The sequence below is a fragment of the Butyrivibrio sp. NATIVEDY162 genome (genome assembly GCF_045999815.1).
Lineage (GTDB): Bacteria > Bacillota > Clostridia > Lachnospirales > Lachnospiraceae > Butyrivibrio.
The window spans coordinates 2,932,972-2,944,514 of the sequence record NZ_CP172573.1 but is presented as its reverse complement, the minus strand read 5'-3'; the positions used below and the strand labels follow the sequence as shown (position 1 = coordinate 2,944,514).

6 protein-coding genes are annotated in these 11,543 nt (G+C 40.4%); 3 read left to right on the top strand and 3 right to left on the bottom strand.

Annotated features, from left to right (window positions below):
- Positions 1–97 precede the first annotated feature (97 nt).
- From ACHCNF_RS12710 to ACHCNF_RS12700, 3 genes are all read left to right on the top strand, one after another.
- Positions 98–1,693 (top strand): CAP domain-containing protein, encoded by a 1,596-nt coding sequence (locus tag ACHCNF_RS12710; protein ID WP_408070149.1) that lies wholly within the window; start codon positions 98–100, stop codon positions 1,691–1,693.
- A 117-nt stretch (positions 1,694–1,810) separates the two neighbouring features.
- Positions 1,811–2,542 (top strand): sigma factor, encoded by a 732-nt coding sequence (locus tag ACHCNF_RS12705; protein ID WP_408070148.1) that lies wholly within the window; start codon positions 1,811–1,813, stop codon positions 2,540–2,542.
- 20 nt (positions 2,543–2,562) lie between these two features.
- Complete coding sequence (locus ACHCNF_RS12700; RefSeq protein WP_408070147.1) at positions 2,563–4,212, top strand: anti-sigma-I factor RsgI family protein; 1,650 nt, start codon at positions 2,563–2,565, stop codon at positions 4,210–4,212.
- A 429-nt stretch (positions 4,213–4,641) separates the two neighbouring features.
- On the opposite strand, the gene ACHCNF_RS12695 is transcribed toward ACHCNF_RS12700, so the two are convergent.
- The 3 genes from ACHCNF_RS12695 to ACHCNF_RS12685 all read right to left on the bottom strand — a co-directional run bounded on the left by ACHCNF_RS12695 (position 4,642) and on the right by ACHCNF_RS12685 (position 11,498).
- Positions 4,642–5,682 (bottom strand): IS1634 family transposase, encoded by a 1,041-nt coding sequence (locus ACHCNF_RS12695; RefSeq protein ID WP_408070146.1) that lies wholly within the window; start codon positions 5,680–5,682, stop codon positions 4,642–4,644.
- Between the two features lie 329 nt (positions 5,683–6,011).
- Positions 6,012–8,822 carry an Ig-like domain-containing protein gene (locus tag ACHCNF_RS12690; RefSeq protein ID WP_408070145.1) on the bottom strand — a complete coding sequence of 937 codons (2,811 nt, stop codon included), beginning with the start codon at positions 8,820–8,822 and terminating at the stop codon, positions 6,012–6,014.
- A gap of 474 nt (positions 8,823–9,296) precedes the next feature.
- On the bottom strand, positions 9,297–11,498 hold the full coding sequence (locus tag ACHCNF_RS12685) for a fibronectin type III domain-containing protein (RefSeq protein ID WP_408072242.1): 2,202 nt from the start codon (positions 11,496–11,498) through the stop codon (positions 9,297–9,299).
- Between the last annotated feature and the right edge of the window lie 45 nt (positions 11,499–11,543).

Genomic DNA, 11,543 nt, shown 5'->3' with positions numbered 1-11,543 from the left:
TTCTAATCTTCCTTAATTTTCTATAGATAAATAGAAATAGGTACTGATAGATAATATAATTTATTTTATGAGACATAACTGTTATGAGGGGGCTGTTATGGGTCGTGTAATTAAATCTATACTATTATCAGTATTTTTTATATTTCTAACTTCAATTAATGTCAGTGCAGCTGATACTATGTCTCTTCCAATTACAGGGACATATGATCAGTCATCTGCAAGAGAACTCCTTTCGCTTTTAAATAATGAGAGGTCTAAGGTTGAGGGGCTTAATGCTTTGTCCTATGACCAGGAACTTGAAGATGCTGCCATGATAAGGGCTATGGAGATATCCGTTTTCTTTGATGGTACCAGACCTGATGGCAGTAAATGGTACACAGTCTTAAATAACCCCAGCAGTGCAAGCCAGCTCAAAGCTTATGGACAGACTACGCCTGCAGCAGCTTTAAGTGCATGGATGAGTGGTGAAAATAACAAGGCCGCTCTCCTTAGCAGCGATTATTCATACATGGGCGCTTCTCATGTAACAAGAGAAGGAGTACAGTTCTGGATAATTATATTAAGGAAAGCCAAGGGAAATGTTATTAGCAAGACCCCTGTAGATGATAAACGTGTTGTTAACATATCAATGCTTTCCTCCAACGTTTTAAGCAATGTGACACCTGTGCCCATCGATATGGAATATGGTGATGTATATGACATATCAGGACTTAAGGAACAATGTGGATATTCCGGCGCAAGGTCTTTCTGTAAAAAATGGTCTTACGATTTAAGTGATACGATAACTATTTCCGATGACGGGATAATCTCACTTGAGGATAAGAAGATTACCGGGAAAAAGGCAGGTTATACAGGCATCACTGCTATTCTCCGCTCCTCTGGTAACAGTATTGTCATTCCTGTGAATGTTGCAAAGAAAATCATAAAAGAAGACCACGTTTCTTTGTCAGCCAGGGAGTTCCAATATACAGGTAAGGCTATAAGACCCTCTGTTTCAGTAGTTATATCAGGGCAAAAACTTACTGAAGGATTCGATTATGTAATGACTTATTCTGACAATGTGAACGTCTCCTCCAAAGGTGGATATGCTACGGTTATCGGAACCGGTAATTATGACGGCACTGTTCTTAAATATTTCATGATTGAAGGTATAGATATAGGTACCGGCACTATTACCTTATCTGATAACAGCCTTCTATATACAGGAGGCGCCATTACACCCTCATACACAGTCACTTGTAATGGCAAAGTCCTTACAGAAGGGACTGATTATATAGGGAAGTTCACAGATAATATTGAGCCTGGTACGGCTACCCTCACCGTTTATGGCATGGGAAACTATAAAGGTACAGTATCCTCGACATTTACAATAGGTGAAAAGGTATCTGATATCATCTCCTCTTCTGTACCTAAATCAAAACTTACTACTGTAACTGCTTCCAAAAAGAAGATATCGGTTAAATGGAAAAAGGTATCTTCAATTGATGGATATGAGGTCCAGTACTCAACAAGTAAAAAGTTTACAACAGCTACGACTGTCAGTAAGACATATAAAGCAGTAAAGAAAAAAGCAGTTCTAAAAAAACTAAAGAGCGGCAGGAAGTATTATGTCCGAATCCGCAGCTATAAAATATCAGGTCATTCGCGGCTTTGTTCTACCTGGTCTAAGGTTAAGAAAATAAAGGTAAAATGACTGCGCCTATAAGCCGATATAATGATTGTCCGTATCTTACTGGGAATATTTGTTTTTTGTAAACCCCAGTATTTTGTAACAAATAATCGAAATTATTAATAAGTATGAGGTGGCCAGATGGCAGCTGATACTCAGAACGCCCAGGTGCTTGCAGCCAGGACTGATACAAAAGTCTTAAGCTCCCTGGTACGGGATAATGACAAATTCATAAGGAAATGTGCGTATTTTGCCGTACACAAATTCATCACAGAGCACGATGACGAATATTCTGTTGCTCTTTCTGCATTTCTTGAAGCAGTGATGAGTTATGAACCTGAAGGTGGTACATCATTTAATACTTTTGCACAGCTGGTAATATCAAGGCGCCTTACCGATTTCTTACGTTCGGAATACAGGAAACAGCCTGAAGTCAGTGTTGATCCGGCTATCATGGGTGGTGATTATATTGAGGAAGAACTCTCTGAGATTGCCACTGAGGTGCGCTCCATAAACTCTACCACTTTAAGTGCTGAAGACCAGCAGACAAGCGGTAAAGTGACCATAAGGGATGAGATTGAAGCGCTGAGCACAGAGCTGTCAAAGTATGGCATAGATTTCTTTACACTGGCCAAGAATTCACCAACATCCAAAAAGACCAAGGAAGCATGCAGGGTTCTTCTTGCTACATTTATTGGAAATGAGGATCTGCTGAAAAGGTATAAAAAGAACCACACAATCCCCGTCCTTGATCTGGCCAGGGAATCTCGCATCAGCAAGAAGATAATAGACAAATACCGCAGGTACCTCATAGCATCTGTAGAGATATTGTTAGGGGATTACCCTCTGCTATCAGAGTATCTGAAAAATTAAAGTAGGAAGGTAAATGATCAATGAAAGCCATGGTACTGGATTCCAATGGCCACATGAGCGCTGTCTTATGTGAAGATGGAATCTTCAGACAACTGAAAGGAGTTCACGAAAAAGGGACTGAGGTGCTTGTAGATATTGGTCCGGGGAACACCTGTGTTGAACACAAGGAGTATAGACATTTTCATGTCATGAGATATATTGCTCCTTTTGCAGCTGCTGCAAGTGTGCTCTTGTGCTCGCTGACAGGCATAGAAGCTGTAATGGATTCCAAGGATGTATCTTATGTGACCATGGATGTTAATCCTTCTATCGAATTTTCGCTTAACAGGAAGGATAAAGTCATATCAATTAATGCTCTTAATGAAGATGCAAAGCCCATAGTTTCTGAACTCAAAAAACAGAACCTTGAAAAAAAAACAGAGATAAGTGATGCAATAGGTAAGACAATAACCGTCCTGAAGGATAATGATTATCTGGAGGGGGAAGAAAGAACAGTACTTATCGATGTTGTTAGTGATAAGGAAGACTCTTCTGTGATAAAGGACAGTGTGTCTGCCACGATCTGTGAAGAAGATGAACTCATAAATCTTTGCCTGTTGGAGTCGAGTTTGGCTGAAAGAACCTGCGCTTCTGACAAGGGGCTTAGCTCAGGAAGATATGCAGCGCTGGTAAAAGATGTTAACAAAAGCGTTGAGAATGATGAAGATGTTTTAGAGTATACGTCTCTTTCTGTAGGAACTATCGTAAAAAGAATTACTGAACCGGAAGAAGAAAAGAAAGTTCCCGAGGTTATGGTTTCCGGTGAGCCTAAAAAAGAGGCAATTGTTGAACATAAGGAGAATGAAGAAACAAAGCCTGTTGCGGAATCTACGGCTAAGGAGGAACAGTACACAATAAATCCTTCTTCGAATACAAAGAATAAGCCAAAAACCACAAAGAAGACCGCTGTCACTCCTAAGGAGAAGGAACCGGAGGCTTTAACAGAGGCACCGGTAACGACAGTGACACCTGAACCTACTCCTTCTGATAGTGTTGCAGCTCCTTCCACTGAAGAACCTTCGTCTGATAATACTACAGCTCCATCCTCTCAGAAACAGGATGATAAGAAGGAGAAAAAGAAAGAATCTAATAAGGAAGATGGTTTACAACCTTCTTCGGATGAACAGCAGAAAACACCTGAACCTGCTCCGGCTCCCGAACCTGCTCCGGATCCGGCGCCAGCACCTGAACCGGGAGATAATGAAGGTACCGGCGATGTGGATGTTGTAGAACCAGAAAGTGGGACCGGTGATGTAGATAGTACAGATGAGAATGGGCAGTCGACAACTCCGGAGCCACAACCGGCACCAGAGCCGTCACCGGCACCTACGCCAGCTCCAGAGCCACAACCTGCACCAACGCCCGCTCCGGAACCACAGCCGGCACCAGCGCCTGCTCCGGAACCGCAACCAGCACCTGCACCTGCGCCAGCTCCAGAGCCGCAACCTGCACCGGCACCTACTCCGGAACCGCAACCGACACCAGCACCAGCGCCAGCTCCGGAGCCTGCATCTGCACCGGCACCTGCTCCGGAACCACAGCCAGAACCAGCAAGTGAACCTGTTGTAGTTAATTCTGTTCCACTGGTAGAAGTAAATGAGCCGTTGATTGAAGAAATACCAGGTGAATGAATTTAATCCCTCGGACCAAAATCCGGGGGATATTTTTGCGCAAAAATACGATAATTTGCCATAAAAATATGCATAAGTCGGCATTGTATGGCACAGATGTTTATGCAAAAATATTCATAACAAAAATATATAGACACAAAAGATTACAGGGAAGTAGATAAGATACAGCGAAGCCTCCTGAAAGGATATTTGTATGACATAGCCCACTACGCAACTGCTGAAGAAAAGGTAAAGGCAGAAAAATGTTATTATAAAAGAAGAACGGGACCTGTCACCAGATTCCGTTCCCTTTTGCAATGAGGCATTAATTGCCCGAACTAATTTGATAAATACTTATGTATTTAATCGCTTAATACTTTTTGTAAATTCTTCTCATGAATTAAGATTTCGTAAGACGATTTGAATTACTTAACCTTAATTTTCCGTTCTTTACATTCTTAAGAGCTTTAAAGATCTTCTTGTTAGGAAGTGCGCATTTACATGGTCTTCTGTTTTGACAAAGACAGGTCTTGCTTTGAACTCCCTTTTGATTATCTTGAATGATTCCTCTATTTCCCAAAGTCCTTTGTAGATATTTCTTATTTCGGAATCGGAGAGTTCCTTTTCGCTTGTGACAATGGAATAGTATCCGTCATATAGTGCTTCTTCATCAATATTTGCCTGTTCAAGTTCAAGAGATGTACCGTCTACGATTTCACCGGTGCTCTTTGAAAATTTAATGTTCTTTATATAGCCGGCAGCTCCGTAACTGGTAGAGCGAGTATACTGATTAGGATTTTTGATTAGCGCTTTAGCTTTCTCTGTTGTTCTTTCGCGGTCTGCTTTTTGCTTCTTTGCATACTTCTCAGAGTAGTAGCCCATCTGCTTCTGATATATTTCGTAAGTGGCTGATCTTTTGTCTGCCTGATTTTTTAATGTTACTTTTTTAGCATGGATGCGTGATTTGTGCGTGAAGATTATGGTGTCCTCATCCTTATCAGTTTCCTTGTCGATCTTGTAATCGTCCTGTTTGAGAACCCACGCTTTGAATTCTTTGTTTGCGCCAAGAATTGACTGGCCGTATACATAGCCATCATTGTTTTTCATGTCGTCATGGTTTTTACCTGAGAGAAGAGCTGTATTGTCACTCGTGTTCAGACCTCTGTCAGCTACAACGATGATGCGCTCAATATCAAGATCTTTCTTTGCTCGGCTTATCGCAGGGAGCATATTTGTTTTTTCGCTTTCTCCGCCGGAGAAGGTATTGAAGGCCATGGGGATGCCGTTTGAATCCATAAGCAACCCCATCTGTACAATAGGATCCTTGCGGTGCTCTTTGGACGGCCTCGCTTTTTCTGCCCCCTTATTTATCAGTTTTCCTTCATCATCTACCTCGTCTTCATCTTCATAGGGTATCTCAAAATAGTAGTTCATCACATCCCAGTATCCAAGGTGAGGATCCCTGCCAAACATTTCCTTTGTTCTTGGCAAAAAGAAATCCCTTTATACAAGGGATTGTGATTGTGGTTTATCTCATGAGTATGTTACTGTAAAACAACGGATATACGCAAAAAAGCAGGTAACAAATTCACTGATACCCACTTTTCTATACTGTGCTTTCTATATTAATTTTCTTCTAAATTACAAAAAATATTTCTTAGCAAATAAAAACCGTAATATAATGGTAGCAGGTCGAATAAATGTTTTTCTTCATTGCATCAAAATCATCATTTTTATTAAGAAGAGCGGGCATTTCTGCCCGCTCTCCCGAAAGAGAAGTATGTGAACCAAATGTCACATCTAGTCTTCTTTACTGGTTATTACTTAACCTTGATCTTTCCGTTCTTTACATTCTTAAGAGCGTTAAAGATCTTCTTGTTAGCCTTCTTATTCTTGCCGGTTACCTTTACGGTTGAACCCTTCTTAAGCTTGTTGATAGCCTTAGCCATCTTCTTTGTAAACTTGGTTCCCTTTACGATAACCTTCTTAACCTTGCTGCTCTTGAATGCGTTAGGATCGATCTTCTTGATGTTCTTTCCAATAGTAACTTTTGTTGTATCAGCGCCTGCAAATGCTTTAGCTGCAATAGATGTTACCTTGTACTCGTTTCCGCTATGATCTTTAACGGTATCAGGAATTGTTACGCTCTTAGCCTTCTTGTCAGCATCATTGCCCTTGTACTCAACTGTAGCCTGTCCAGGTGTAGCATTTGTTACTACGAAACCTGTTGTTGCGCCAGCTGCGTCCTTAAGCTCGTTGCCTACAGGTGCAGGTGTGTTAGCTGCAGAACCGTCAGACTTCTGATCTTCTTCCTTTTGCTTCTCATCAGCTGCCTTCTTAGCTGCTTCTGCCTTTGCAAGGTTATCTGTAGCTGCCTTGAGGTCTGCATCTGTTGCTCCAGCCTTCTTAGCTGCTGCGATTGCATCCTGAGCTGCCTTGATTGTTGCGTCTGTAGGATTAGCTACTGCTGCTGCAGCTGCTGCATTTGCTGCTGCGATTGCTTCAGCCTTCTTGTCATCTGCTGATTTCTTAACGACTACAGCAACTTCTACTGATTTCTCACCAGATGTAACCGTAACAGTAGTCTTGCCCTCACCAACTGCAGTGATAACACCATCCTTAACTGTAACTACTTTTTCATCAGAAGATTCCCAGATGATAGGTTCTGTAGAAGGTGAATTATCTTCCGCTTTAGCCGTAGCTTTAAGTGTAACGCTTTCTCCTGTTTCAAGTTCGACAGATGTCTTATCTACAGAAAGGCTAGCTGTTTTAACAAGATCATAAACAGTTACTGTGCATGTCGCAGTCACACCGCCTATAGATACTTCAATTTTAACTTCTTGTTCACCATCGGCTGAAGCTGTAGCTTTTTTAGTAGTTAATGCAGCAGACATTCCATCTTTTGCTACATTTATAACTACATCGCCAACACTCACTTCAGTTCCTCTTTTATTATTGGCTTTATTTATTGTTGCGGTAGTACCTTTCGCAGATGTAAGCGTCCACTCAATGTCATCTGTCCCATAAGTAGCTTCTTCTGGAGAATATGTAAATGTTAATTTCTGTGAATCCTGTGTTACTTTTTTAGGATCAATAACAATACTCATTTCCTCAGAATCTAACTCTGCGGAAGTGATACCAATGTTACCTGTTACTACTGCTGTGAAATATGTTTTCACAGCTGATGCGCCTTCACCGTAAGTTACATTAATTTTTACATTTGTTTTTCCGGCTTTATTCGGAGTAGTTTTCACTCCTTTAATAACAGCTGTTCCATCACCATTATCTTTTACTGTCACATACTGTGAATCTGTGGAATCATCAAGTGCAAATTTAGCAACAACAGTAGGATTAATGAGCCACTTCTTATCAACTCCTGCAGATGCATATCTTGGCTTTAATGTAATAGTTGTTCCTATATCAAATTCCTTATTACTTCCAATTATATCGTCACCATCATTACCGGAATCTGCTACATCCTTTGAATTGTTAAGCAAATCATAATAAACTTCATCCGCATTTACCATTACAGGGACTTTTTTCGTAACTGTCTTCGTACTGCCATCAGCATAGGTTACTACTACCTGAAACTCATGCTCGCCAGGTGTAGCCCCATTACTTATTACGCTTGCTTCAGGTGCCTTAGGTGCCTCAGTTATTGCACATTCGGTTGCAGTCAGATCTGTCCAATCAAAGCTCACACCCTTAGAAGAATTAACACTTAATGTTACCGAATTACCGCCATCAATGATTTTATCAGCGCTTGCGGTTATTTCCAAATTCTCGCTTGCGGCTTCAGTTTTAGATGCAGTTACCTTCGAAGTATATTCGCCAACCTTCACCGGATAAGTTGAATCTAAACCAATTGTCAATTTGGCATCTGCGGAAACATTCCCCTTACCCATAAGTGTAAGTAATGTCCCCTTATTAGTTGCATCTGAAGATACTTTCGTAGCTAAAGTGTTAGTAGAAGAAAGATCAAAATATTCGCTCGCATCATCTGTACTATTAAGCTGCCAATTATATTTAACATTGGCAGTAGCCCAAGTAGAATCCAATGTTGGGGTAAATACTACAACCGGTTCTATATCCTTCATTGTCCCAGTATTTACCTCATCATAGTTCAAAGAAATATCTTTCAAATTGCTAACCGTTGCCGAAACCGTACCTACTGTAAGGTTTATGGTCTTTTCTATCTGGTCATTAGCGGTTGCGTTATCTGGATCATAGGTAACCTTTAGTTTTATAGAACTAGGTGCATCCTTTGTAGTTGCTATTTCAATGGGTACCGTTTCTGGTCCTTTCGTAGCAGCTACTTCCTTACTGCTAGTCCCACTTCCACCTACGTCCAGATTAACAGCAATCCCATCATAATCAACAAGCTCTGCAGTAAGGCTACCAGTCTTACCCGAAGCCACCGGAGTTCCTGATACCTTAACGTGGGCTTCAACTCCCTTATAGATTTTTGCCTCAGCCTTATAATTCGTATCGCTACCATCAGAAGCGACTTCCACTTTGCTAATCGCTGTTCCTGCGGCAAATGCTGTCATAGGCATCAATGCACCCATGTTTGTTATTGTCAAAGCAGCTGCAAGAGCACCTGACAATAATTTTCCTTGAATTTTCTTCATTCGTTTACCCCTCTTTCTAGAAAAAGAATGTTTACCCCGTTTTCCGGAGCCAGACTCAGTGTCTGGAAAGATCCACGAAAATGTACACGGATACATTTCGTACATCTCGCCAACCATTAAGGCTGCCTTCCTTTATTCCGGGAAGTTACAATAAATATACTTTTTTACGTCAGACATTTAATGCCTGGGAAAACCAACTTTTTATGATTTTTGTTATGAAAAATTGGCTTCGTCCAGAAACTAAAGTCATCCATAGTAACCATGAATCTCTGAGATTCCCTCAAAATATATCTAAATAATGCATATTATTTAGATGTATTTTGAAAGAAAAGAGAGCACAATTCCTGAGAAACAGGTGATAGAAAAAAACATCCCTCAGACAGAAAGTCTGAGGGATGCATATGACGATTTTTTGTTTTTTATCCATATATTCAGTGGGGAAACCTCTTCCGACGTAGATTCGGTAGTGGCAGTTCATCGAACCACCACAGTAAAGTTTTTCTTTGTCTTTTTTATGTTTCCCTTTTTATTAACCAGAATACTGAACTTGTATTTTCCTTTAGGTGCATTTTTCTTAAATTTAATGGATATCTTTCTTCCCCTTACTTTGAGCTTTGCAACACCTTTACGTTTTCCACTTGAAATATCTTTAATAGTAATTTTTCCCTTTGAATTATCTACCTTGATATTTATGGTCTGGCTCTTTTTCTTAAGATCAAAGCTGTTAATCTTATCTTTGTCATAATAAATCCATGCCTGACCGGGAGTCTGTTTATTTGCGTTTTTCCATTTTTTATCTGCAGGCACAGCAGCACCTGAAAAATCGCTGTTTTTATCTGACCCGGAGCTTAAAATCTGGCCCTTATCTGTATCAGCTGTCGTATTTGAATCATTTCCACCGGAAGGCTTTTGTGAGCCATATTTTATTCCGGTTTTTTCAGCTTTGTAGTAGTTGATCCCATTCTCATCAAAATAAAAATCATCTGATATATGATGGGTGTTTCCATAATTAATCCAATCTGAGGTGAACCTGACTGCAAACACATATTTTGCACCTGGATCCAAGCCATATACCATACAGTTTGTATAAGGGTATTCTGCACATATTAGTGTCTTTGTATTAGATAATTCCGATTTCAATGAGGAATATAACTTTTTAATAGTGGCTGCATCATAACTGCCGGGCAGCTTTTTGTAACTAATATAGCAAAGAGAGCCTTCCGAGCGATGTGTGTAGTTTTTGGCAAGAACAGTCTGGTTATTATAGTTCTCAAGAGCCCTGGTCCAGTCAATACATGCAGATGTAGGATTTCTTTTTACTGCTACATCATACATATAGGCAGGAACAAGATTCTTTTTCATTTCCGCATAGGCTTCATCATTGGTTTTCCCGCCTTTGGTCATGATATGAGCTCTATAATAGTACTTAAGATTTCCGGACACGTTCTTTCCTTTATAGCCACATTTCATAAGAACAAAATAATTTGTACCGGGCTTTAACCCTGTAAACGTGTAGCTTGTAGAGGATACAGATACATGTACCGGACTTGATTCAATTTTCTTGTAAGCTTTTCGTGCGTCAGGCCCACAGTTAGATATGGATCCATATACCTTTTTATCCCCGAGTACATCATATATACTCTCCTCGACGCATATCAGACATATATCCTTTTGGCCGCTTGCTGCTACCACCTTATTAGTAGCAGGATCCTGTTTGGACCAGTCAACTGTAATAGAAGTATCAGTTGTTTCTGCAGAAAATGTTATATTCCACGAAAATCTGGCGTCACTAAGCTTTCTTCCTATCTCGTCTACCTTCTTCTGATATTCATTCCAGGTATCATTGAAAGGAAAGATATTGGAATCATCTGCTCCTGAAGGGCTAATATCGCTAAGTTCTATGTATGTATAATAGTCATAGGTGTCATAATCGTTGTCACTATAGTAGGTTATCCTCACTGCAGCACAAAAACTATATTTGTGACCGGATGTGAGACCTCGCAGCGTAAAAGTGCGCTGGTTATTATCTGCCTGATACTTATTGATTCCGGCAATCCTTCTGGCTTCTTTTTTTGCCGCGTCCTTACCCATGGATTGATCAGCCCAGCCTATGGAAGTATACGTCCAGTACATGCGATATCCCATCTGTTTGAGCTTATCCTGTAAACCATTGACAGCATCCCTTATATCAAGGCTGGCTGTAGTTCCGGTCATTCCCATGAGTTTGGCAGTACCTCCTTTATCTGCCAAAGTACATGCATAATCTTGCTGAAAATTGTGTCCGCCTTGCCCTTTGCCAGTCGTTCCGGTCTTGTAACTACTTGCCCAGTCAACTGACACATAATATGATTTCCCAGGTTTTAGGTTTGTTATGGTATATCTCCTGAGCGACGTACTTATGGACTTTGCATTTTTCCTGGTATCATTTCTGTTACCGGGTTTTTCAGTATATCCTATCTTGAAGCTCGTAAATTGGACATCCCTGTAGCCCTGTTCCTCATACTCTTTGATTTTAGATTCAGCTGCCTTGCTCCAGTCAACAGTAATCGAAGTCTCAGTACAGTCCACAACATACATCGTATTATCATATGCTTTTGTTTTCATGGAATTAAATGAAATAACAGTACAAAAGACGGCTATTGCTACAAACAATAGCGATTGAATTTTCTTCTCCATATAGTTCCCCTTTACACTTTTTTCTCTCCCGTGAGTACTATAACT